The sequence below is a fragment of the Roseivivax halodurans JCM 10272 genome (assembly GCF_000521785.1).
Classification (GTDB): domain Bacteria; phylum Pseudomonadota; class Alphaproteobacteria; order Rhodobacterales; family Rhodobacteraceae; genus Roseivivax; species Roseivivax halodurans.
Map to the genome: position 1 here is coordinate 1 of NZ_JALZ01000001.1, position 22,417 is coordinate 22,417.

The following is a 22,417-nucleotide window of genomic DNA, read 5'->3' on the forward strand; positions in this document are numbered from 1 at the left end:
GCGGGATGCGAGGAAGGCACCGCGATCGTGCATCAGGACGGGGGCGAGCTGTCGCTCGGCCTCCTGCCCTACCCGGACGACTTTCCCGGAAACGCGACCGGCACGCTTCTCGGCGGCTCGGCGGTGCAGATCTTCGTGGGCGATTACGGCGACACCGACCTGGTGGTGATCGATCCCGAGACCGAGCCCTATTTCAGCCGCGTGGAATTCCCGTTCCGCCATGTCGACTTCGTGCTCGACCCGGCGAAGCCGCAATACGCCTATGTCCTGACCGAGGACGGCACGCTGCACCGGCTCAACATCCTCAGCCTCGAGCGCTCGTCGCGGGCCTCCGCCACCGCGCACTATTCGATGGACGGCCACTGGCGCGACCCGCGCCCCCGGCTTGCGGTCGCCGGAGACGAGATCGTGCTGACCGACCCGAACGAAGGCCTCGTGCGCGTCATCGACAGCGAGAGCCTCGAAGAGCTGCGCAGCATCGAGGTCGAGGGCACGCCCTACAACGTGCTCGCGGTTGGCGGCAGCGGGCTCGTTCACTGATCGAAAAAGCCCGGCGCCGAATGCACCACTGGGCTGCGGTTGACCTGTGAGCCCCATCGGCGCGCCCCCTCCCGGGCGCGCCGATGAGACTGAAGCGGAGCTGCTATGGCGCTCTGTGCTGTCCCGGTGCGGGCCGGATCACCCCTGGACGGCCGCGGCATCTCGCTTTCCCGAAAGATCCTGCGACGTTAACGCGCTTTTGGCTTTGGCGCGTCGGGTGTATAGGTGTCGCATGCTTCGCCACCCCGCCCGCACGTTCACAGCTATCTTCGCCGCGCTCGTTCTTGCGGCGCTTACTGCCGTGTCCGCGCATGAAATGGCACCGGACCGTGAGGCATTGGAGCGGCAGGCCGCCCTGCAAGCCATGGGCGCATCCCTCGAGGAATTCTGCGGTCTCACGGAAGGCGGTCACGAGCATCACTGTCCGTTCTGTCACAAGCTCCCCGACGCACCCCGCATTGGGGCACCTGACAATGGCGCTCGCATTACCCGTGTCATCGAACATCGGGTGGGGCGCGATCTCGTGGTCGGGCCGCAGGATGTTCGGGCTCATGCCTCTCCACGCGCGCCGCCGCGCACAGTCTGATCTCTGACATCTTCGTCCGCTTCGCATTGACCGGAGCGGAATTTCCCGGACGCCGCCACTCGCGCGCGTGTCCGTTCCCGATGGAGACAGACATGTTCACCAAGACCACCCTGACCGCTGCAGCGGCTCTTTTCGTGCTGTCCGGCACAGCCTTCGCCCATGCCACCCTCGAGCAGAAAGAGGCCGCGATCGGCGCCACAACCAAGGTCACCCTGCGCGTCCCGCATGGCTGCAACGGCGAGGCCACCAATGCCGTGCGTATCCAGATTCCTGAGGGCTTCTACGCTGTGAAGCCGATGCCCAAGGCCGGCTGGGACCTCTCTACCGAGACTGGCACCTACGAGACGCCGTACGACAACCACGGAACCGAGGTGACCGAAGGCGTACGCGCCGTGACCTGGTCCGGCGGAGACCTGCCGGACGGCCACTACGACGAGTTCACGATCCGCGGCTCTGTCGGCCCGCAGCTTTCCGCGGACGAGGCTCTCTACTTTCCTTCCGTCCAGTCCTGCTCGAACGGCATGGCGGACTGGACCGATACGAGCGGCTCCCATGACGTGCCGAATCCGGCGCCGTCACTCACCCTCGTGGCCGGAGATAGCGCGCATGCGCATGGCCACGGGGACGCCGGCATGACGACTGGCGCGGCCGTCACGCTCGGCGACCTCGAGATCGCGGGGCCTTTCGCCCGGGCCACGCTGCCGAACCAGCCCGTCGCCGGTGGCTTCATGACCGTCACAAATACCGGAGAAACGGACGACACGCTCATCGCCGCGAGCTCTCCGGCCGCGGGACGTATGGAGGTCCACGAGATGGCGATGGACGGCGATGTCATGCGGATGCGCGAGCTGGAGGACGGACTTCCGATCCCCGCCGGCGAGACCGTGTCGCTCGAGCCCGGCGGCTATCACGTCATGTTCATGGATCTCTCCGGACCCTTGGCCGAAGGCGACACTGCCGAGGTCACTCTGACCTTCGAGAAAGCCGGCGAGGTGACGGTGACCATGCCAGTTGTGGCGCGTGATGCCGCCGGGATGGATCACGCCGATCACGGGAGCCACTGATGTCCACGCTGCGCAAGGTAGCCTTCGCGGCATGGGGCGTTCTGGCCGTGCTGGCCCTGTCCCTCGGAGCCTGGGTCTACATCCTCGAGCCGCGCCTGAACCGCAGCGTCGCCGACACGCTCGGCCAGGGCGACTATGAGCTTGTCACCACTGACGGCGGCACCTTCACGGAGGACACGCTGGAAGGCGCGCCCTCGGCGGTATTCTTCGGCTTTGCCCATTGCCCCGAGGTCTGCCCGACGACACTCGGCGATATCGGCGTCTGGCAGGAGATGCTGGCCGGGGAGGGCAAGGGCCCGATCCGCGCCTTTTTCGTCACGGTGGACCCGGAGCGAGACACGCCCGAGATGCTGGGCGACTACGTCTCCTGGGCAGAGGGCGTGACGGGCGTGTCGGGCTCTCGCGAGGAGATCGACAAGGCGATCAGCGCCTTCCGCATCTACGCCCGGAAGGTGCCGCTCGATGAGGGAGGCTACACCATGGACCACTCGGCCATGGTGCTGCTCTTCGACGAGCACGGCCGCTTCTTCCAGCCGGTCAGCTACCAGGAAGACCCCAAGAAGGCGGTCGGCAAGATCCGGCGCCTGCTCGCGGGCTGACATCTTCTACGCAATGATCACCGCTCCGGAGCGTGTCCGGAGCGGCCTTCACAGACATTCAACGGACCCTGGGACATGGCACAGGCATCTTCGCGGACAGGCACGTCCGCGCTCTATCGCGCCGTCTGGCGCTGGCACTTCTACGCGGGGCTCATCATCCTGCCCTTCGTCATCCTCATCGCGATCACCGGCGCGATCTACCTCTTCAAGGACGAGTACACGCTCGCAGCGCAGTCGGATCTGCGCATCGTCACGGCGGAGGAGACGGCCCCCCTCGCACCTTCGGCAATCACGGGTGCGGCGCTCGCGGCGCATCCCGGCACCCTCAAGTCCTACACGCCGGCCACCGGGCCGGATCGCTCGGCGGAGGTGAAGATCACCGATGCGGAGGGCGCGACCGACATCGTCTTCGTGAACCCCTACAATGCCACGGTCCTCGGCACCGCGTGGGATGCGGGCGCGTCGGGCTCACCCGCGATGCACGTCGTGCGGAAGCTGCATTCGCTCGAATATGTGGGCTGGTGGGGCAACCGGATCATCGAGGCGGTCGCGGGGTGGATGGTGCTGCTCGTCGCGACCGGCATCTACCTCTGGTGGCCGCGCGGCCGGAACGTGGGTATCGCCCGACCCCGCAAGACGTCCGGCCGGCCGTGGTGGCGCGACATCCACGCGGTCACGGGCATCTACACCGCGGGCTTCATCGTCTTCCTTGCACTCACCGGGCTGCCCTGGTCGGGCATCTGGGGGGCGAAGTTCTACGAGCTCTCCTATGCGGCGGGCATCGGCATGCCGGACGGCTACTGGTCGGACTACCCGACCTCCACCGTGCCGACGGGCGAGGCGCTCGACCGCAGCCCCTGGATCCTCGAGAAACAGCCGATGCCGGTGTCCGGCGCCTCCGAGGGGGTTCCGGCGGCCATCGACACGGTCGTCGCGAATGTCGAGGCGGCGGGCATCCATCCCGGTTACGCGCTCAACATGCCGTCCGGGCCGGAGGGCGTCTTCACCGCCTCCGTATACCCCCACGACATCAGCCGGGAGAGGGTGATCCATCTCGACCAGTATACCGGCGAGATCCTCTTCGACATGGGCGTGGACGAGCTCGGCGCGCTCGGCTGGGCCGCGGAATGGGGCATCGGCATTCACATGGGCCAGGCCTTCGGAGTGGTGAACCAGATCGTGCTGGCGCTTGCCTGCGCGGCGATGGTGCTGATGTCGGTCTCGGCCGTGGTGATGTGGTGGAAGCGACGCCCGGCGGGCGGCCTCGGCGCGCCGACGCTGCCCACCGACTGGCGCATCCCGCGCGGCATCCTCGTGATCGCGGTCGCGGCGGGGATATTCTTTCCGCTCGTCGGCCTGCCGCTGATCGTCGTCGCCGCGATCGAACTGTTGCTGCTCGGCGCAGGCCGGATGCGCTCCGCGTAAGCAGACGGCACCCGGAGCGGCATGCTGACGCGCCGCTCCGGGTCCGCGCGGTCCCGCCGGGAATCTGCCCGGGTGCAGCAGGCGGCCCTCATGATACCGTGAACGTCACGCTTTGCGCCGCCAAACATGTGGCGCCCAATCCTCGCGAGATGCACTAAGTCGATCCGAGGGGCGACCCGTATGAGGCAGGCCGGTCGGAGCGGGCCGGTTGCGTCTCCGGCGGTCGTCCAGCCATCCACGGAGGGCCCACATGGACGCCCAGGCGCGGCAACAGACGTTTCGCGACACCGTCGTGACCCACGGCGTGGTCAGCGCGAAACCCGAGGATCTCCTGCGCGGCAGCGGCTGGCGCGTGCCGGTCGCCATCGTTCGCGAGGCGGCTTTGCGCCTCTGGAGCGACGATGCGTTCGGCCTCGCAGGCAACGTGGCCTTCCGCGCGCTGCTTGCGCTGTTCCCGTTCCTGATCTTCACCAGCGCGCTCACCGCATTCATCGGGGATCGGACGATGGCCGACGATCTCATCGCGTTTCTCCTCGCGATCGTTCCGACGGCTCTGGTCGGACCGATCGTCGCCGAGGTCCAGCAGGTCATGACCGTGCAGCGGGGCGGCGTGCTCAGCATCGGTATCCTGCTCACCATCTGGTTCGCCGTCGGCGGCGTCGACGGTGTCCGCGTCGGTCTGAACCGCGCCTACGGCATCAGGGAAACCCGGTCGGCACTGGTCATGTACGCCACCGAGGTCGTGGTCGTCATTCTCGCCAGCATGGTCCTGGTTCTGGTGGGATACCTGCTTGTCCTGGCGCCCCGCGCCGGATCCTGGCTGCACGTCATCATGCCGGGATTCGATCCGGCATCGGTGACCGTCGGGCTTGTCCGGTATCCGACGGCAGGGTTCATCCTGATCGCCGCCCTCTTCGCGGCGCATGTTTTCCTGCCGGCCCGGCGCACCCGCTTCTCGAGCATCTGGCCCGGCGTCGTGTTCACGGTCGCCGCATGGACGCTCCTGACGGCGATATTCTCCTTCTATCTCTCGAACATCGCCGATTACCAAAGCTACTATGCCGGACTGGCCGGCATCATCGCGGCCCTCTACTTCATGTATCTCGCCGCCCTCGTCCTGATCTTCGGAGGCGAACTCAACCGGGCCATCCGAATCCGCCGCCTCGCGAGAATACTGCGGACATGACATGATGGCCCCGCCGGCCATGACGGCCGCACTCCTGTGGCCGGAAAGCGCGCGCAGGACCGCGACACAGAATGATCGGTGACGGAACTCATTGCATTTGCGCGGTCGGACGTCCATGTGTGTCGGGCTTACGTCTTTGTCTCGACCCTCTGTCTCCGCACCGCCGGCCTCAGTTGACTGATCGAAACTGGCACGGCCGAAGCTGTCGCATCCTGCGGGCAGCACATCATCTGGAGGCACAACATGGCCACTGGCACCGTAAAATGGTTCAATTCCACCAAAGGCTTCGGCTTCATCGAGCCGGAATCGGGTGGCAAGGACGTCTTCGTCCACATCTCCGCCGTCGAGCGTTCCGGCCTGTCCGAACTCAAGGACAACCAGAAGGTTACCTTTGAGATCGAAAACGGCCGCGACGGCCGTCAGTCCGCGATCAACCTCGAACTCGCGTGATTTTTCGCGTGTCGCCGGCGTCACGCCGCGCGGCACGCGACTTGGAATGCCGGAGCGCGGGGATCCGCGCTTCGGCCCGCGTGTCGTTCCGCACGGCAGACGAGACCAGCCGAGGTGCCTGAATGAGTTCGAAGAAATCCGCGCCCGGACCGTCGAAATCGGAGACTCGCGCCGAGCAGACGACGGCGATCGCAAACGAGATCATCGGCCGGGAAACCAGCGAGCGCGCCGAGAAGACCGAGCGCCTTCGGGCCGCACGGCTCGAGCGCGACGCAAAAGCGCCGGAGACCACGCCCCGGCGCAAGACCAAAAAATCCCAAGAGAAGACCTGACCGCCTTCGCGGCAGCGATCCGGTGTCCTAGCTGGAGCGCCGACCGCAGTCGGAAGCGCACCGGTGAGGCAACTCGGCTCGCCGGGAGCGGATCGCCCGGTGCCCGCGGCCTGCCTCATGCAACCTGCTCGGTGCGTTGCGGCGGAAACAGGATGTCGTAGCCCCAGGTGAACACGAAGGCATAGGCCATGTAGAAGGCCGCGAACGACAGCTCCATCACCAGGACGGTGAGGAGCGAGGCGTCGAGCCACCAGGCGAAGATCGGCAGCAGGAGCACGAGCAGCGTCGCTTCGAAGAGAACCGCATGAACGATCCGAAGCGGGAGCGTCTTGCGGACATCGCCCCGACGCCAGCGCAGGGCGTGATCGAACCCCAGATTGAAGATGTAGTTCCAGACTGTCGCCGCGGTGGCGCCGAGCACCACCAGCACGCCCATCTCTTCCATGGAATGGTCGAACACCCAAGCGAAGAGGGGCGTGACGATCAGAATTCCGATAAGCTCGAAGCTCACGGCCTGGCGGATACGGTCTGCAGTGCTGCGCATGGGAAGGCTCCGATTTGCTGTTCGGGCCGTCCCGCGTGGTGACCGTGTGGCCGGGCGAGGTCGTCCTCGCCTGCTGCGATGATAAGTTTCGCGCGCCGGCTTTTCAACCGGCAGAGCGGTCCTCCGCCCCGTGCAGCAGCAGCCCGATGATGTCCGACCGCGTGAGGATGCCGACAAGCCGGCCGTCGCGAGTCACCGGAACGACCTCGCTTCCCTGCGCCGCCAACCGCCCCAGAAGCGCACCGACGGGCAGATCGTGAGCGACGGCGCGTGCGGCCGGGCGCATGACCTCCGACACAGTACGGTGCCGCGAGGGCCGCGCAGCCGCGTCGAGGAGATCCGACTGGAGCACCAGGCCCTGCAGGATCATGCCCTCGTCGACGACGGGAAGGCTCTTGATGGCATGGCTGCGGAAGAGCCGCGCGGCTTCCGCAATCGCCGTGCCGGGCCGCACCGTGATCAGGCCGGTGGTCATAATGTCGGCGCAGCTCGTGCCGTCGAACCGATGCCGGGCCGCCTCGGCCTCGGCGGCGGCCAGCACCCAGCCGAGATCAGCGACGCCCATATTGGCCGACTGGTTGAAGCGTCCGAGCAAGGCTTCGAGCTGCGCGGTCGACATCCCGAGCCGCGGTTCGGGCTCGCCGGTGCCCTCTTCATCCGGTTGGCGGAAGGGATAAACCCGCCCGGTGCTCTTGTTGTAGGCGATGGCGGCGAGCACGAGCACGGCCGTTGTCAGACCGACCGGCATCACGGCCAGCAGCGGCCCCGTCTCCAGAGCGGCGTCCGGGTCGAGGGCGGTGAGCAGGGCCACTGCGCCTCCCGGCGGATGCAGCGCCCGGACGAGCATCATCGCAGCGATCGCCGCGCCGACGGCGACGCCTGCCGACCAGGGGGCGGGCACGATCCGGACGGCGAGCAGAGCGACGAGCGCCGCCGTGACGTTCCCGGCGATGGCCGACCACGGCTGGGCGAGCGGCGAGTTCGGCACGCAGAAGACCAGCACCGCCGTCGCCCCGAGGGGGGCGACCAGATAGAGATGCGGGGCTCCGAGCGAGCTGCCGACCCGCACCACCAATGCGCAGAGGCTGATCCCGACCAGCGCGCCGATGCCGGCCCGGAGCTGCTCGCGCCCCCCGGCCGCGGGCAAAGCCGGACAGAGATGATGCCACGCTTTCATCCGAAGGGCCTTTCGTCCTGTACTGAAACCAGTCGACGGGTATCCCATGCCCCAGACGCCGGGACGAGGTGAACGGTCATACGCGCAGAAAAGGACAGGATTTCCGGGCCCTCCCGTAGTCCTGGGCCGGGATTTTGCGTCATGCGCCGAAACGGAAACAGCCGGTCGCCCGGACTCCCCATGCATTCGGCGCAGATGGATCGCCGCAGCGCGACGAGAATCATCCGAGGTTGCATCTCGGTCGAGACCCGCGCAGGTGCATGCGGCGGGGCTTGCCGATGTCCGCGAGGGTCCGCTGGTCAGCGATCCGAAACGCCCGCCTTTCTCGGAGACACCACGAACCTCTTCGGGCGCGCCATCCGCCTATCCCTTGGGATAGGTCAGACATGCGTTCGTTCCGGTAGTTTATCCTCGGGCGCAGTTCGTCCGGCAGGGGATCTCGCGTATCAAGGTCCCAAGGCGGAACCGCTGGGATCGTTCCAGCGCACCGCCCGAGACACCTGATGCTCCGACCACGAGCACGACGAGGAGAGATGCGATGAGCCGCACAGAGTTTGCTTCGGAAATGCGCGACAAGAAGCGGGATCAAGCGCGTGGCCATCTCATCGAGACGCTCGTGGGTTTTGGCTTTATCATCTGGGTGGCTGCGAAGTTCGCGGCCGGTCTCTGACACTTCGGATTTCCTCGGGCATCTCAGGGGCGCTATGGTCGGACGCGAGCTTCGCCGCTTCCGCGACTGAAAAATGCGTGAACCCCCGGGACGGCCAAGGTGTTGCCACGATGAGGTGGTATAAAGAGAAACGGACCGTCCAGAATTGGACGGTCCGCTGTCGGTAACGAGTAACGGCTTGCCAAGCCGCAGAGTGTACAAGGTGCCTGTTACCAGTGTGGCCTCTCGCGTTGCAGCGCGGGGGGCCTTTTTGCGTTCGGGGGGCGTTTCAATACCCGATATATGCCTATTCCCGGCGGCCCGCGCCATTAGTGGAATCCCGTAGGCGGCGACCGCCCGAGGTCCCGGCGGATCGCCAGCGCCACCTCTTTTCACCGTTCCGATGCATCGGACTCGCGCTCTTGGGCTTCGCTCCGGGCGACGGGACTCGTAGCCCTCGGCGGGGCGGAGAGAGCAGGGCGCAGGCAAGCATGCCGGCAGGGTTTTGTCCCAGGTTGCAACACTATCGCTTAAGGCGAAACTATTCTCGCGCTCACTGCGTATATGGAATATGTCGCCGCCGATTCAGCGACACGGATGTCTAGCGGGAGCCCGTCGATGTACAAAGCGCAGGTTTCGAGTGCCGAGCCAGAGTCTCGTGAGCATGCCTCAGGTGACTGCGCGAGCCTGCGCGATACGACCACGCGTGGCCCGAGACGGCACGCAGGCGACGCTACGGTTCGGGGTGACATCAAGCGGCGGCCCGAGTTGCGGCCGGTTGCGGAGATCCTGCCCGACATCTCCGCGAAGACCCGAACGCTGCTGGTCAAGTCGCAGAAAAAGGTCTGACCGGACCGTCTGCGGCCCGGACACATGCCCTCACGCGTGACGCGCCCGGGCGATCCGTTCCGCCACTCCAGGATCGGGGACTTCGCCCGCTACGCCGCCCGGAGCCAGCAGGGCGCAGTCTATCCCGCGCGTATGGGGCCGCGCCGATGATGCGAGGGTGGGCCTCGTAAGGGCGCGGACCGCTCGGTATCGGTCTTGCCGCAATTTTCGGCAAAGTCGCGCCTTCTGATGAAAACTCTGGCGAAGGACGGCGTCCGATCGCCGTCACCCCGTCCTGTCACGCATGTGACGTTGAGCAATCCCGGCTTTCCTTTTTCGGTGTTTCGAAACTTGGGGAATGCCGATGTCCGAAGCCCAGACAGTCGAACTGGCCGCCGTCACGAAACGCTACGGCGACGCGCTGGCGGTCGACGCCATCAGCCTCAAGATCCGCGCCGGAAGCTATTGCTGCCTGCTCGGGCCCTCGGGATGCGGCAAGTCCTCGACGCTCCGGATGATCGCAGGACACGAGGCGGTCAGCGACGGCGACATCATGATCGGGTCGCGCATCGTCAACGACGACCCGCCGGCACTCCGCGGCACGGCGATGATGTTCCAAAGCTACGCGCTCTTCCCGCATCTGAGCGTGGCCGAGAACGTGGCCTTCTCGCTTCGCATGAAGGGTGTCGCCAAGGACGAGAGACTGGCCCGCGCGGCCCGGATGCTCGAACTCGTCTCGATGTCCGATTTCGCCGACCGGACCCCGAACCTGCTGTCCGGCGGGCAACAGCAGCGCGTCGCCCTCGCGCGGGCCCTGATGACCGAACCTTCCGTCCTCCTCCTCGATGAGCCGCTGTCGGCGCTAGACCCGTTCCTGCGGGTGCGGATGCGGTCGGAGCTGCGGCGCATCCAGTCCGAGCTTGGCATCACCTTCATCCACGTCACCCACAGCCAGGAAGAGGCGATGGCGCTCGCAGATCTCGTGGTCGTCATGAACGAGGGTCGCATCGCGCAGGCGGCGCCGCCGCGCGAGATCTACAACGCGCCGCGCACGCCGTTCGTCGCGCGCTTCATCGGCGGTCACAACATCCTCGAGGATGGCGGCCGCACGATCACGCTACGCGCGGACGAGCTTGCCATCCTGCCCGAGGGCCGCGCCTCCGAAGCGCAGCGCCGCGCCCGGATCAGCGAGATCGAGTACCGCGGCCCCGACGTGCGGCTCGGGCTCGAGACCGAGGCCGGCGAGAGCCTGACCGCGGTCATGGGCGAGCGGGACTTCTTCGAGAGCCCCCTGCGGGAGGGCGCCGACGTCGCAGTCGGCTGGCGCCCCGAAGCGGCGCACGAACTCGCGCGCGACGGCTGACGCGCGGCGTCACGACATAAAAAACAAGACCCGACAGGAGAGAGAGTATGACGAAGATGACGACCACACGACGTTCCGTCCTGCGCGGCGCAGCGGCGCTCGCCGGCACCGCCGCGTTTCCCGCGCCGTTCGTCCACGCGCAGGAGCGCGTGACGCTGCGCTACCTCTCGACCGCGGTGAACCAGTCCCCGGCGATCGCCGAGAAGGCCTCCGAGGATCTCGGCATCGACATCGAGTATATCGCGGTCAACACCGACGAGGTGCCGCGCCGGGTCATCACGCAGCCGAACTCCTTCGACCTCGTCGATTCCGAGTACTTCTCGCTGCCGAACCTCGTCCCCTCGGGCAACATGAAGGGCATGGACGCGAGCCGCATCGAGCGGATCGATCAGCTCGCCAGCGTCATCGCCGAGGGCACCGTCGAGGGCGAGAAGGTCGGCTGGGACGGCACCGCGCCGCACGAGGTGCTCTATCTCGAGGGGCAGGATGCGACCTCCTTCGCCTCGTCCCCGACCGAGTGGATCACGCTCATCCCGACGACCTACAACGCCGACACGCTCGGCATCCGTCCCGATCTCATCGACAAGGAGATCACCTCCTGGGCGTCGCTGCTCGATCCCGATTTCGCGGGCAAGACCTCGATCCTCAACATCCCGTCCATCGGCATCATGGACGCGGCCATGGCGCTCGAGGCGCGCGGCGACATCACCTACGGCGACAAGGGCAACATGACCCGCGAGGAGATCGACGCGACCATCGCCGCGCTGATCGAGGCGAAGCGGGCAGGGCAGTTCCGCGCCTTCTGGTCGAACTTCCAGGAATCGGTGAACCTCATGGCCTCGGGCGAGGTGGTGATCCAGTCGATGTGGTCGCCCGCCGTGACCGCGGTGCGGACGCAAGGCATTCCTTGCGTCTACCAGCCGCTGCAGGAAGGCTACCGCGCCTGGGCCTCGGGCTTCGGCCTCCCGCGCACCATCGAGGGACGCAAGGAGGACGCGGCCTACGAGTTCATCAACTGGTTCCTCTCGGGCTGGGCCGGCGCGCATCTGTCGAAGCAGGGCTACTACCCGGCCGTTCTCGACACCGCGCGCGAGTACATGGAGCCCTACGAATGGGCCTACTGGTACGAGGGCGAAGCCGCCGAGCAGGACATCATGGCTCCGGACGGCCGCCTTCTCGAAGAGGCAGGCGCCAAGCGCGACGGCGGCTCCTACTGGGAGCGCATGGGCTCCGTCGCCTGCTGGAACGCGGTCATGGACGAGAACCAGTACATGGTCCGCAAGTGGAACGAGTTCATCGCGGCGTGACCGACCTCACCGACACGAGAGCGGAGGTCCGGTCGGCCCGGACCTCCGCGCGCAAAGCGGGGCGTACGGGCGCCGCGCTCGCGCCCTACCTGCAGGCGGCGCCGATGGCGCTCGTCTTCCTGATCTTCTTCGTCCTGCCGCTCGCGGCGACCATCGCGGTGAGCTTCTGGCAGTACACGCAATATTCCATCGAACCCGCTTTCACCGCGCAGAATTACGGCGACGTCTTCTACGGCTGCCTCGCCAACCTGCCGAGCCTCTGCACGACCTTCCTGACCTACATCTCGACGCTGAAGTTCTGCCTGATCGTCTGGGCGACGACGCTGACCATCGGCTTCACCATCGCCTATTTCCTCGCGTTCCACGTCCGCACGCTGAAGGTGCAGGTGATCTGTTTCCTGCTCTGCACGATCCCGTTCTGGACCTCGATCGTGATCCGGATGATCTCGTGGATCCCGCTGCTCGGCCGCAACGGCCTCGTGAACCAGACGCTGATGGGGATGGGCGTGATCGACAGCCCGCTTGAAGGGCTGCTCTATTCAGATTTTGCGGTCATCCTTGCGCTGACGCATCTCTACACGCTCTTCATGGTTGTGCCGATCTTCAACTCGCTGATGCGCATCGACCGATCGCTGATCGAGGCGGCCCGGGATGCGGGCGCAAGCGATCTCCAGACCCTGCGCCACGTTATCGTGCCGCTCGCCAAACCCGGCATCCTGATCGGGTCGATCTTCGTCGTCACCGTGGTGATGGGCGACTTCCTGACCATCGGGATCATGGGCGGCCAGCAGATCGCGTCGGTCGGCAAGGTGATCCAGACGCAGATGCAATTCCTGCAATTCCCGCTCGCTGCGGCGAATGCGGTCATCCTTCTCGCGGCGGTGCTGGCCGCCGTCTGGGCGCTGCTGCGCCTCGTCGACATCCGCAAGGAGCTCTGAGGCATGCACGAGTCCCGCCCCCGGTCCTTCTACGCGCTGGCGCTCTTCTTCGCGGTCTTCCTTCTGTTCCTCTACGGGCCGATGATCTCGATCCTCGTGCTGTCGTTCCAGGGCCCCGAGGGCGGTCTCGTCTTCCCGATGACCGGCTTCTCGACGCACTGGTTCCAGAGGTTGCGCGACGGTGGCGGCCAGGTCGAGATTGGCCCCGCGCTGCGCCGCTCCTTCGTCCTCGCCCTCGTCGTCATGATCCTGACGGTCACGATCTCGGTCCTCGCGGGGCTCGCCTTCCGTCGCCAGTTCCGCGGGGCGACGGTGCTGCTTTACGTCGCCATCGCGAGCCTCATCGTGCCCTCCATCGTGGTCTCGCTCGGCATCGCGCTCGAGTTCCGGCTAATCGACGACGCGATCAAGGCCTTCGGCGCCTCGGCGGGCATCGACTGGATCCAGAGCGATTTCGTCTCGGCCCTCGGCCCCTTCACCTCCGGTCTCGGCGCGCATCTGACATGGACGCTGCCCTTCGGACTGCTGATCATGTTTGCCGTCTTCAACCGCTTCGATCCGGCCTACGAGGAGGCCGCCCGCGATCTCGGCGCGAGTCCGTGGCAGACCTTCCGGCACGTGACGTTGCCGATGATCGCACCGTTCCTGATCGGGGTCGCGGTCTTCGGCTTCACGCTCAGCTGGGACGAGCTCGCCCGGTCGAGCCAGGTGATGGGCGCGCGGAACACGCTGCCGATGCAGCTCGCCGCCAAGACGACGACCGTGACCGACCCCGAGATCTACGCGCTCGGAACCGCCACCACCGGTGGCTCGATCCTCCTTGTCCTCGTGACCTTCACGGCGATCAGCCTGATGCAACGCCGCCGGGCCGCACGGCGCTGATGCGTCTCCACGTGGTCAATCCGAACGCGAGCGCGGCGATGACCGAAGGCATCGCGTCCGCGGCGCGGGACGCAACGCCTGCGGGCGCCAGCGTCACCGTGACGGGGGCGGCGGGCGGTCCGCTCTCCATCGAGGGGCCGGTCGACGGCGCCATGGCGGTGCCGTGGATGCTGCAGCGCATTGAGGAGGCCGAACGCGCGGGCACCGACGGCCACGTCATCGCATGTTTCGACGATACCGGGCTCGACGCGGCGCGCTGCCTTGCCCGCGCGCCGGTCGTGGGCATCGGGGAGGCGGCCTATCACTGCGCGTCGCTTCTCGCCGACCGCTTCGCGGTCGTGACCTCGGTTCCCGAGGCGCTGCCCGTCCTGCGCGGAAACCTCATCCGCTACGGGCTGGCGGCGCGCTGCGCGGGGCTTCGCGCCGCGGGCGTTCCGGTCCTCGAGATCGACGCCGGCACGCCCGAGGCCCTGGCGGCGATCCGGCGGGAGGTCCATGCGGGGCTCGAGCAGGACGGCGCGGATGCGATCGTGCTCGGCTGCGCGGGCATGGCGGCGCTCGCCGCCGATCTCTCAGAGGATTTCGATTGCCCGGTGATCGAGGGGATCGCGGCCGGCCTCGCGCTTGCGGCGGCCCTCGCCGGAGCGGGGCTCCGCACCTCCAAACGCGGCGGATACGCGGCCCCGCGTCAGAAAGCACCGCGATGAGAGCCACGTGTTTCCGGACGATGACCCGCGCTGATCGCGGCTCCGCGCTGTCATCTGCCGCAACGGAGGGCTGGACCCCCGGCGTCGCTCCGTTCGTTCTAGGCTGATGGCACAAGGGAAAGCGGACATGACCGAGGACAGACTCGCCGAGGCGAAACGGATCGTCGAGGCCTATCTCGAGCGATCCATGGCCAAGGACGCCGAAGGCGCGCGGCGCTACATGGCGCCGGACTGCGAAATCGTCTTCACCGGAGGGCGCAGGATGTCCGGCCCCGACGGTCCGCCCGCCTTCAATGCCAAACGCTACGCTTCCGTTCAGAAGCGCCCGCTGCGCACCGACGCGGTCTGGAACAAGGAGGCGGGCGCGGTCCATGTCTGGGCGACGGGTCACCTTCATGGCGCATGGCCCGACGGCGAGGCCTTCGACGGCAACCGCTACGTCGATTTCTTCGCGGTCCGGGACGGCCTCATCGTCCGCACCGAGGTCTGGAACGACAGCGCCGAGATTCTTCTGGCGCGCGCGGGCCTCTCAGAGGCGCCGCTGTGAGTCTGAAGCATCACGGCCGGTTCGACTACGTGCCGATCACCAAGCGGCGCGATTTCACCTGGCCCGAGGGGAAGCGGCTCGCCGTCTATTTCGGGATCAACCTCGAACATTTCGCCTTCGGCGAGGGGCGGGGCGCGCAGCTCGTGCCGGGCGATAGCCAGCCGGACGTTCTGAACTATGCGTGGCGGGAGTACGGCAACCGGGTCGGGGCATGGCGGATGATCGAGATGTTCGACGCGCTTGGCCTTCCCGCCACCGTCCTCGCCAACAGCGAGATGTATGATCACGCGCCCGAACTCATGGAAGCCCACCGCGCCCGCGGCGACGAGATCGCGGGCCACGGGCGGACCAATTCCGAACGTCAGGACAGAATGCCCGAGGCGGAGGAGCGAGCCCTGATCGCGGAGGCGACGGACGTGCTCGCGCAGGCCGAGGGGCGACCGCCGGAGGGCTGGCTCAGCCCCTGGATCGCCGAGAGTGTCGTGACGCCCGACCTTCTCGTCGAGGCGGGATACCGCTACACGCTCAACTGGTGCATGGACGATCAACCGATCTGGATGCGCACCCGCTCGGGACTTCTCCTGTCCATTCCCTATCCGCAGGAGGTCAACGACATCCCCTCCATCGTCGCGCGGCAGGATCCGGCGGACATCTTCGCCGAGATGATCCTCGGCGATTTCGAGGAGCGCCTCGAGCAATCCCGCAGCCAGAGCCTCGTCATGGGAATAGCCCTGCATCCCTATATCGTCGGCCAGCCGTACCGCCTCCGCGCGCTGCGGCGCGTTCTCGAGCGGATTTGCGCCGCGCGGGACGACATCTGGATCACCCGCGCCGGGGATATCAGCCGCATCTGCCACGGACCGTTGCGAGACATAATCGCCTGATCAGGGCGCTTCGGCTGTCGATCTGCTGAAAGGCCGGAGAGACAGGCGACCACGGAGCGCAGTCAGGCGAGGATCCCGTTCGCCGTGTCGAGCAGCGCCGGCAGGATCTCCTCTTGAATACGGGTCTCGTCGTAGGAATGGGCCGAGAGGGACACCTGCACCGCGGCCTCCGCCGGGCCTGCGACCCCATGCACCGGTGCTGCGATGCTGACCTCGTTGAGGATCATCTGGTTGCGGGTCATCGCGTAACCGTTCTGGGCCGCGAGCCGCACATCGGCGCGGATCTGGTCGCGGTCCGTGACCGTCTTGGGCGTCATCGGCGCGATCGGCCAGAGGTCGATCGCCCTGTCCGCCTCTGCCTCGGGCCAGGTCGAGAGCATGACCCGGCCCGCCGCGGTCGCGATGGCGGGAAGCCGGCGCCCGACGATGCTGGCGGCAAAGTGGGTTCGCTGATTCGGCAATCGCAGCGAATAGATGATGTGATCGCCGGACATCTGCGCGAGATTGACGGTCTCGCCGATCGTGCGGCTGAGGCCGATCAGCCGGGGCAGGGCGCGCGCGATCAGCGGGTCCGACCAGTAATAGGCATAGGCAAGCTCGAGCCAGGCATGCGACGGAGAGAACCGGCGCGTCACCGGGTCCTTGTTCAGCATGCCCTCGCGGTGAAGCGTATGCGCAAGGCGCTGCACGGCGCTCTTCTCGAGGCCGGTGCGCTGGACGAGCTCGGCTAGCGAAAGCCGGACATTCTGTTCGTCGAAGGCGCGCAAGATCCGGATCCCCTTGGCCAGGGTGCCCGTGAAAAGCGGATCCTTCTTCGTCTCCGATGACATTTCGCTCACTGCGTCGTCTCCCAGGAAAAAATTGTAACGCGGACTTGACGTGGCGGGGTGGGCCGCGACTATGATGATTATATGACAATAAGCCGTATTGTATAGTGATACATGAGAAGCGGTAGAGACGTGCATCGGTTCAACAACAGGGAAGGCCGAACATGAAAACCATACTGAAGACGACCGCTCTCGTGGCGCTCAGTGCAGCGCCCGCCTTCGCAGACAAATCGGACGACACGCTGAACGTCGCGTTCACCAAGGAGCTCGAGAACGTCGACAGCTACTTCAATTCCTCGCGGGAGGGCGTCGTCCTCCAGCGCGCGGTCTGGGACGGCCTGATCTACCGGGATCCCGAGACGAACGAATATGTCGGCAACCTCGCCACAAGCTGGGAATGGGTCGACGACACCACTCTCGAATTCAAGCTTCGCGAAGGGGTCACCTTCCACAACGGCGAGCCCTTCAACGCCGACGACGTCGTCTACACGGTCAACTACGTCGCCAAGGAAGAGAACGGCGTGAAGACCCAGCGGAACGTCAACTGGATGGAATCCGCCGAGAAGATCGACGAGTACACCGTCCGCATCAACCTCAAGGACAAGTTCCCGGCGGCGATCGAGTTCCTGTCCGGCCCGGTGTCGATGTATCCCGACGAGTACTACGCCGAGGCGGGGCCGTCCGGCATGGGCCTGAAGCCCGTCGGAACCGGCCCCTACAAGGTGGTCGACGTGACACCCGGCCAACATTTCGTTCTCGAGAAGAACGAGGATTACCACGACAGCCCCAAGGGCGAGCCGGAAATCACCAATATCGACATCCGGACCATTCCCGACGTGAACACGCAGATGGCCGAGATCTTCTCGGGCTCGCTCGACTTCATCTGGCAGGTGCCGGCGGATCAGGCCGAAAAGCTGGCCACGATGGATCAGTTCACGGTGGCGAACGCCTCGACCATGCGCGTCGGCTATCTGCAGATGGACGCGGCCGGGCGCAGCGGCGAGGACAACCCCTTCACCAACGCGAAGGTCCGGGCCGCGGTCAACCACGCGATCAACCGTCAGGAGCTTGTCGACGCGCTGCTCAAGGGCGAAAGCACGGTCATCAACACCGCCTGCTTCCCGAGCCAGTTCGGCTGCGCGCAGGACGTGACCTCCTACGAGTACGATCCCGAGAAAGCCCGGGAGCTGCTCGCCGAGGCGGGCTATCCCGACGGCTTCGAGACCGAGTTCTACGCCTATCGCGACCGGCAATACGCCGAGGCGATCGTGAGCTACCTCGGCGAGGTGGGCATCGAGACCGACTTCAAGATGCTCCAGTATTCCGCCCTGCGCGAACTCAACATGGACGGCGAGGTCCCGATCTCGTTCCAGACCTGGGGCAGCTACTCGATCAACGACGCCTCAGCGATGGTCAGCCAGTATTTCAAGCACGGCACGCTCGACAGCGCCCGGGACGACCAGCTGCTGGAATGGCTCGACGTCGCGGACAGCTCGACCGATCCCGAAACCCGCGTGGAATACTACACCAAGGCGCTTCAGCGGATCGCGGACGAGGCCTACTGGGCTCCGATGTTCAGCTACAACACGAACTACGTCTTCACCAAGGAGGTCACCTACGAGCCGACCCCCGACGAGGTGCTGCGCTTCGTGGACATGAGCTGGCAGTAAGCCGGCGAGGGCGGGGGCGCGCGCTCCCGCCCCGTTCGACCCGTCATCCCCAGACGCATCCCACCCCGCGGCGCCGCAAGGCATCCGCGCGCAAGACGAGGTGCATCCGATGCTCCCCTTCATACTCAAGCGATTGGGCCTCGCGCTGCTCGTCGCATTCACGGTCAGCTTCATCAGCTTCCTGCTGCTGTTCCTGTCGGGCGACCCGGCCGCGGCTCTGGCCGGCGAGACGGCAAGCGGCGAGGACATCGAGGCGATCCGCCGGGTCTACGGCTTCGACCGCCCGATGCTGGTGCAATACGGCGAATGGCTGGTCTCGGCGCTGCAGGGCGATTTCGGGGAAAGCTACTACTTCAAGCTGCCGGTCGCCGGGCTGATCGCAGAGCGCCTGCAGGTCACGATGATCCTCGGGGTCTGCGGCATCTCGTTTGCGCTCCTGACGGCCGTGCCGCTCGGCGTCGCCGCCGCGATCCGCCCGAACTCCATCGTCGACCGGGTGGCGCTCTTCATGTCCGTCGCGGGCCAGGCCATGCCTTCCTTCTGGTTCGGCCTCATTCTGATCGTCGTCTTCGCCATCCAGCTCGGCATGCTGCCGCCCTCGGGGGCCGAGACCTGGCGCCACTTCATCCTTCCGACCGTGGTTCTGGGATATTACGCGATGCCCGCGATCATGCGCCTGACGCGCGCGGGCATGCTCGATACGCTGAACTCCGACTACATCCGCACCGCCCGGGCCAAGGGTGCGGGCGAAGGGCGGGTGCTCTTCAAGCACGCCCTGCGCAACGCGATCATCCCGGTCGTGAGCCTCGCGGCGGTGCAGATGGGGTTCATGCTCGGCGGCTCGATCGTGGTCGAGTCGGTCTTCGCCCTCCACGGCGCCGGCTATCTCGCCTGGGAGAGCATCGCCCGGAACGACCTTCCCACCGTGCAGGCGCTGATCCTCGTCTTCTCGATGTTCTACATCGTCTTCACCTTCCTAGCCGACGTGCTGAACGCGTGGCTCGACCCCCGCATGCGGAGTGCCTGAGATGACCGACGCGACCGATCCCCTCACGCGCGAATGGCAGGGGCCGACCCCGCGCGACATGCTCGTGGCCAAGGTGAAGGGTCATACCGGCCTGCTCATCGGCGTCGGCATCGTCGGGCTCCTGACCTTCGTGGCCATCCTCGCCCCGGTGCTCGCGCCGCACGATCCCTATGCGCAGTCGCTCATGACGCGGATGGAGCCGCCGGTCTTCCTCGGCGGCACCTGGGAGCATCCGCTCGGCACCGACCATCTCGGCCGGGACTATCTCTCGCGGCTGATCTACGGCGCACGGGTCTCGCTGCTCATCGGCGCGGTCGCGGCCCTGATCTCGGGCCTGATCGGCACCGCGATGGGCGTCGCCGCGGGCTATTTCGGCGGCAAGGTCGACATGGTGGTGACCTTCCTCATCAACGTGCGCCTCGCCATGCCGGTGGTGCTGGTGGCGCTCGCCGTGGTCGCGATCCTCGGCGGCTCGCTTACGGTGGTGATCTGCGTCCTCGGCCTTCTCCTGTGGGACCGCTTCGCGGTGGTCATGCGCGCCTCCACCCTGCAGGTGAGTCGCCGCGACTATGTCGCCGCCGCCCGCTCGATCGGCGCCTCCACCCCGCGGATCGTGCTGACCGAGATCATGCCGAACATCTTCAACAACCTGATCGTGGTCATCACGCTCGAGATGGCGCATGCGATCCTGCTCGAGGCCGCGCTGAGCTTTCTCGGGCTCGGGGTCCAGCCGCCGACGCCGTCCTGGGGCCTCATGGTCAGCGAAGGCAAGAACATGATGCTGTTCGAGCCGTGGCTGGTGCTCATCCCGGGCGCCGTCCTGTTCCTGCTGGTGCTCGCCATCAACCTCATGGGCGACGGCCTGCGGGACGTCACCGCCCCCGAGAACCGGAGCTGACCTCATGACCGACGACACGCTTCTCGAGGTGCGCAACCTGACCCTCGACATCCCGACCGGCGCGGGAACCCTGCACGCCGTCCGCGGCATCGACTTCGAGCTGAGGCGCGGCGAGACGCTTTCCATCGTCGGCGAGAGCGGCTCGGGCAAGTCCCTGACCTCGCTCGCGGTGATGGGGCTTCTCGGCAAGGGCATCCGCCGCGACGCCGACGTCATGCGCTTCGAGGACACCGACCTGCTCACCGCCTCGCGCCGCAGGATGCGCGCGCTTCGCGGCGACCGGATCGCGATGATCTTCCAGGAGCCGATGACCTCGCTCAATCCGGCCTACACGATCGGCGACCAGCTGATCGAGACGCTCAAGCTGCACCGGCGTGTCAGCACCTCGGCCGCGCGGGCTCGGGCGGTCGAGCTTCTCGAAAAGGTCGGCATCACCGCCGCCGCGAGCCGCCTCGGCCAGTATCCGCACCAGCTCTCGGGCGGGCTGCGCCAGCGCGTCATGATCGCGCTCGCGCTCATGTGCGAGCCCGACCTCCTGATCGCCGACGAGCCGACGACGGCGCTCGACGTGACCATCCAGGCGCAGATCCTGCGGCTTCTGGTGGATCTCACCCGCGAGATGGACATGGCCATGATCCTCATCACCCACGATCTCGGCGTGGTGGCGCGCGTCGCCGACAAGGTGGCGGTGATGTATGCGGGGGAACTGGTGGAAACCGGCCCCGCCGCCGCGGTCTTCGAGAGGCCCAGCCATCCCTATACGCGCGGGCTTCTGCGCTGCATCCCGCAGCCGGGAAAGACCGACCGCGGCTCCCAGCTCGGCACCATCCCCGGCATCGTGCCCTCGCTCGTCGGCGAGGTGACCGGATGCGCCTTCCGCACGCGCTGCCCGCATGCCGTCCCCGAATGCCGCGCGGCGATCCCGGTCCGGGGCGACGCGGCCCACGATTTCCGCTGCGTGCACGCCGACGGAGCGATCTCTGCCGAGAAGGAAACCGCATGACCGACGCGATCCTCAAGCTTGACCGGGTCCGCAAGACCTACACGATCAAGCAGGGCCTCTTCGGCGAGCGCAAGCCGCTCACCGCCGTGAACGACGTGACGCTCTCGCTCGGCAAGGGCGAGGTGCTCGGGCTCGTCGGCGAAAGCGGCTGCGGCAAGTCGACCCTCGCCAAGCTCCTCCTCGGCCTCGAAACGCCGAGCTCGGGAGAGGTCCTCGTCGAGGGCAGGGCGCTCCACGATCTCGACCGCTCCGCGCTCGCGAGCCGGCTGCAGCCGATCTTTCAGGACCCCTATTCCTCGCTCAATCCGCGCAAGTCGATCTACGACATCGTCTCGCTGCCCCTCCGCGTGCACCGGATCGGCGACGCGAAGAGCCAGGAAAAGGCGGTGCGCGAGATGCTCGACGTGGTGGGCCTGCCCCAGCGCGTGATCAATTCCTATCCGAGCCAGATGTCCGGCGGTCAGCGCCAGCGGGTCGCCATCGCCCGTGCGCTCGTCATGCGGCCCGAGATCGTGATCTGCGACGAGCCGACCTCGGCACTCGACGTCTCGGTGCAGAGCCAGATCCTGAACCTGCTCGGGGATCTCCGCCGCGAGTTCGGCCTGACCTATCTCTTCATCTCGCACGATCTTGCCGTGGTCGAGCATCTCGCGACCCGCGTCGCGGTGATGTATCTCGGCCGGGTGGTCGAGGAGGCGCCCGTTGCCGATCTCTTCGAACGTCCGGGCCATCCCTATACGCGGGCGCTCCTGAGTTCGGTCCTGACCCCGGAGCCGGGGCTCGGCGTGCCCGAGACCTCACTCGGCACCGCCTATCCCAACCCGATCGATCCGCCCTCCGGCTGTGCCTTCCATCCGCGCTGCCCGCACGCGACGGATCATTGCGCGGCGGTCGCGCCGCGGCCGGTCGAGACGCAAGGCGGCCGGGTCGAGTGCCATCTCCACGATCCGGACAGCCCGATGTTCGCAAAGGACGCAGCCTGAC

General features: G+C 66.6%; 23 protein-coding genes and 1 pseudogene. 21 read left to right on the top strand and 3 right to left on the bottom strand.

Features of this window, described 5'->3' with window-relative positions; genetic code table 11:
- From OCH239_RS23050 to OCH239_RS00035, 7 genes and pseudogenes are all read left to right on the top strand, one after another.
- Positions 1–540 (top strand): annotated as a pseudogene (locus OCH239_RS23050) (hypothetical protein); the annotation flags it as partial.
- Positions 541–1,218: 678 nt separating this feature from the next.
- Positions 1,219–2,190, top strand: a complete 972-nt coding sequence (locus OCH239_RS00010) for a DUF1775 domain-containing protein (protein WP_037256831.1) — start codon at positions 1,219–1,221, stop codon at positions 2,188–2,190.
- Positions 2,190–2,789 carry an SCO family protein gene (locus OCH239_RS00015; RefSeq protein ID WP_037256834.1) on the top strand — a complete coding sequence of 200 codons (600 nt, stop codon included), beginning with the start codon at positions 2,190–2,192 and terminating at the stop codon, positions 2,787–2,789. Before OCH239_RS00010 ends, OCH239_RS00015 begins: the two co-directional genes overlap by 1 nt.
- Before the next feature lie 75 nt (positions 2,790–2,864).
- Positions 2,865–4,214, top strand: a complete 1,350-nt coding sequence (locus OCH239_RS00020; RefSeq protein ID WP_037256841.1) for a PepSY-associated TM helix domain-containing protein — start codon at positions 2,865–2,867, stop codon at positions 4,212–4,214.
- A gap of 250 nt (positions 4,215–4,464) precedes the next feature.
- Positions 4,465–5,400 (top strand): YihY/virulence factor BrkB family protein, encoded by a 936-nt coding sequence (locus OCH239_RS00025; RefSeq protein ID WP_037256844.1) that lies wholly within the window; start codon positions 4,465–4,467, stop codon positions 5,398–5,400.
- A gap of 243 nt (positions 5,401–5,643) precedes the next feature.
- Positions 5,644–5,850: a cold-shock protein gene (locus OCH239_RS00030; protein WP_037256848.1), complete on the top strand. Its 207-nt coding sequence runs from the start codon at positions 5,644–5,646 to the stop codon at positions 5,848–5,850.
- Positions 5,851–5,972: 122 nt separating this feature from the next.
- A complete protein-coding gene (locus OCH239_RS00035; RefSeq protein ID WP_037256851.1) occupies positions 5,973–6,182 on the top strand; it encodes a hypothetical protein in 210 nt (69 codons plus the stop codon).
- 115 nt (positions 6,183–6,297) lie between these two features.
- On the opposite strand, the gene OCH239_RS00040 is transcribed toward OCH239_RS00035, so the two are convergent.
- Both OCH239_RS00040 and OCH239_RS00045 read right to left on the bottom strand, forming a co-directional pair.
- Positions 6,298–6,726 (bottom strand): PACE efflux transporter, encoded by a 429-nt coding sequence (locus OCH239_RS00040; protein ID WP_037256855.1) that lies wholly within the window; start codon positions 6,724–6,726, stop codon positions 6,298–6,300.
- A gap of 103 nt (positions 6,727–6,829) precedes the next feature.
- Entirely contained in the window at positions 6,830–7,903 is a 1,074-nt protein-coding gene (locus OCH239_RS00045; RefSeq protein WP_051489063.1) for an HPP family protein, read from the bottom strand.
- Positions 7,904–8,441: 538 nt separating this feature from the next.
- Here OCH239_RS00045 and OCH239_RS23680 point away from each other — a divergent pair.
- The 9 genes from OCH239_RS23680 (at position 8,442) to OCH239_RS00085 (ending at position 16,008) form a co-directional block, all read left to right on the top strand.
- Entirely contained in the window at positions 8,442–8,573 is a 132-nt protein-coding gene (locus OCH239_RS23680; protein WP_280110269.1) for a hypothetical protein, read from the top strand.
- A gap of 597 nt (positions 8,574–9,170) precedes the next feature.
- Complete coding sequence (locus OCH239_RS00050) at positions 9,171–9,401, top strand: hypothetical protein (protein WP_037256859.1); 231 nt, start codon at positions 9,171–9,173, stop codon at positions 9,399–9,401.
- Positions 9,402–9,744: 343 nt separating this feature from the next.
- A complete protein-coding gene (locus OCH239_RS00055; RefSeq protein WP_037258001.1) occupies positions 9,745–10,743 on the top strand; it encodes an ABC transporter ATP-binding protein in 999 nt (332 codons plus the stop codon).
- 47 nt (positions 10,744–10,790) lie between these two features.
- Positions 10,791–12,050, top strand: a complete 1,260-nt coding sequence (locus OCH239_RS00060) for an ABC transporter substrate-binding protein (RefSeq protein WP_037256861.1) — start codon at positions 10,791–10,793, stop codon at positions 12,048–12,050.
- The gene (locus OCH239_RS00065) at positions 12,047–12,988 is read left to right on the top strand and encodes an ABC transporter permease (protein WP_037256864.1); all 942 of its coding nucleotides are present in this window, start codon (positions 12,047–12,049) and stop codon (positions 12,986–12,988) included. The genes OCH239_RS00060 and OCH239_RS00065 overlap by 4 nt, the downstream gene beginning before the upstream one ends.
- 3 nt (positions 12,989–12,991) lie before the next feature.
- The gene (locus OCH239_RS00070; protein ID WP_037256866.1) at positions 12,992–13,870 is read left to right on the top strand and encodes an ABC transporter permease; all 879 of its coding nucleotides are present in this window, start codon (positions 12,992–12,994) and stop codon (positions 13,868–13,870) included.
- Complete coding sequence (locus OCH239_RS00075; RefSeq protein WP_037256869.1) at positions 13,870–14,577, top strand: aspartate/glutamate racemase family protein; 708 nt, start codon at positions 13,870–13,872, stop codon at positions 14,575–14,577. Before OCH239_RS00070 ends, OCH239_RS00075 begins: the two co-directional genes overlap by 1 nt.
- 127 nt (positions 14,578–14,704) lie before the next feature.
- Positions 14,705–15,124 (top strand): nuclear transport factor 2 family protein, encoded by a 420-nt coding sequence (locus OCH239_RS00080; RefSeq protein ID WP_037256871.1) that lies wholly within the window; start codon positions 14,705–14,707, stop codon positions 15,122–15,124.
- Positions 15,121–16,008, top strand: a complete 888-nt coding sequence (locus tag OCH239_RS00085) for a polysaccharide deacetylase family protein (RefSeq protein WP_037256873.1) — start codon at positions 15,121–15,123, stop codon at positions 16,006–16,008. The genes OCH239_RS00080 and OCH239_RS00085 overlap by 4 nt, the downstream gene beginning before the upstream one ends.
- Before the next feature lie 62 nt (positions 16,009–16,070).
- Here the strand turns inward: OCH239_RS00085 and OCH239_RS00090 are convergent, their stop codons facing one another.
- The gene (locus OCH239_RS00090; protein WP_037256876.1) at positions 16,071–16,838 is read right to left on the bottom strand and encodes an IclR family transcriptional regulator; all 768 of its coding nucleotides are present in this window, start codon (positions 16,836–16,838) and stop codon (positions 16,071–16,073) included.
- A 161-nt stretch (positions 16,839–16,999) separates the two neighbouring features.
- Between OCH239_RS00090 and OCH239_RS00095 the strand changes: the two genes are divergently transcribed.
- From OCH239_RS00095 to OCH239_RS00115, 5 genes are all read left to right on the top strand, one after another.
- Positions 17,000–18,505 (top strand): ABC transporter substrate-binding protein, encoded by a 1,506-nt coding sequence (locus OCH239_RS00095; protein WP_037256880.1) that lies wholly within the window; start codon positions 17,000–17,002, stop codon positions 18,503–18,505.
- 109 nt (positions 18,506–18,614) lie between these two features.
- Positions 18,615–19,532, top strand: a complete 918-nt coding sequence (locus tag OCH239_RS00100; protein WP_037256883.1) for an ABC transporter permease — start codon at positions 18,615–18,617, stop codon at positions 19,530–19,532.
- Between the two features lies 1 nt (position 19,533).
- Positions 19,534–20,430 (top strand): ABC transporter permease, encoded by an 897-nt coding sequence (locus OCH239_RS00105; RefSeq protein ID WP_037256886.1) that lies wholly within the window; start codon positions 19,534–19,536, stop codon positions 20,428–20,430.
- A 4-nt stretch (positions 20,431–20,434) separates the two neighbouring features.
- Positions 20,435–21,433 carry an ABC transporter ATP-binding protein gene (locus tag OCH239_RS00110; RefSeq protein ID WP_037256889.1) on the top strand — a complete coding sequence of 333 codons (999 nt, stop codon included), beginning with the start codon at positions 20,435–20,437 and terminating at the stop codon, positions 21,431–21,433.
- Complete coding sequence (locus OCH239_RS00115; protein ID WP_037256890.1) at positions 21,430–22,416, top strand: ABC transporter ATP-binding protein; 987 nt, start codon at positions 21,430–21,432, stop codon at positions 22,414–22,416. The genes OCH239_RS00110 and OCH239_RS00115 overlap by 4 nt, the downstream gene beginning before the upstream one ends.
- Position 22,417: the final 1 nt, after the last annotated feature.